The following is a 942-nucleotide window of genomic DNA, read 5'->3' as shown; positions in this document are numbered from 1 at the left end:
TTCTCTAGGCGGTCATTGAGTTCGTTCCTGCTTTCTCGGGTTCGTTGATCCAGGTCGTTGTCGGGAACGTTGGTGGCTGCGGGTGCTGCCGAACGAAGCGTTCGGGGTGGGCGGCATACGCGGTCGTGAGTACGCGGGCGCGGGCGTGCTGAATGACGGGTGCGCGGCCGTGGTGGACGTTGAACGGGGTGTGCATACCGATGCCGGAATGGCGGTGCTCACCGTTGTACCAGGCGTAGAACTCGGTGCAGAATGAGCGCGCCTCGGCGAGGCTGTGGAACCGGTCGGGGAACTCGGGCCGGTACTTCAAAATTTTGAAATGCGATTCGCTGAATGGATTGTCATTGCTCGTGTGCGGGCGGGAGTGGGACTTGGTCACGCCCAGATCGGCGAGCAGGAACGCGACGGGTTTCGACGCCATCGAGGACCCGTTGTCGGAATGGATCGTCAACTGGTCGCGGCGAATGTTCTGCTTCTTGATCGTGTCCAGCAGGAGCCGCTCGGCCAGCTCGGCGGATTCCCGGGTCGCGACCATCCAGCCCACGACGTACCGGGAGTAAATGTCGATGATCGTATAGAGGTGGAAGTACGACCATTTGGCCGGACCCTTGAGCTTGGAAATATCCCACGACCACACCCGATTGGGTCCGGTCGCGATCAGTTCGGGCTTGACCCGGGCCGGGTGCGTGGCCTGAGCCCGCCGCTCCCCGGTCTCACCGTGGGCGCGGAGCAGGCGATACATCGTCGCGACCGAGCAGAGGTAGGTGCCCTCGTCGAGGAGGATCGCCTGGATCTCCGCCGGCGCCTTATCCACGAACCGGCTCGAGCGCAGCACCTCCAGAACAGCGGTGCGCTCCGGCTCGGTCAGCGCGCGCGGTTGCGCCGCCGGCTCTGGCCGGGGCCGCGGCGCTGACGGCGGTGCCAGGGACCGGCGGTGGTGGC

The 942-nt window shown here is 65.2% G+C and carries 1 protein-coding gene; it reads right to left on the bottom strand.

What is annotated here, in order from left to right:
* Positions 1-4: 4 nt before the first annotated feature.
* Positions 5-942 (bottom strand): IS3 family transposase (locus QN350_RS19680; RefSeq protein ID WP_323517199.1); only part of this gene is annotated, 938 nt, incomplete at its 5' end.

The sequence above is a fragment of the Cryobacterium sp. 10I5 genome, assembly GCF_035019865.1.
GTDB classification, from domain to species: Bacteria; Actinomycetota; Actinomycetes; order Actinomycetales; family Microbacteriaceae; genus Cryobacterium; species Cryobacterium breve_A.
Note: the sequence above shows the minus strand (reverse complement) of the source record. Positions and strands in the feature narration are given on the sequence as shown.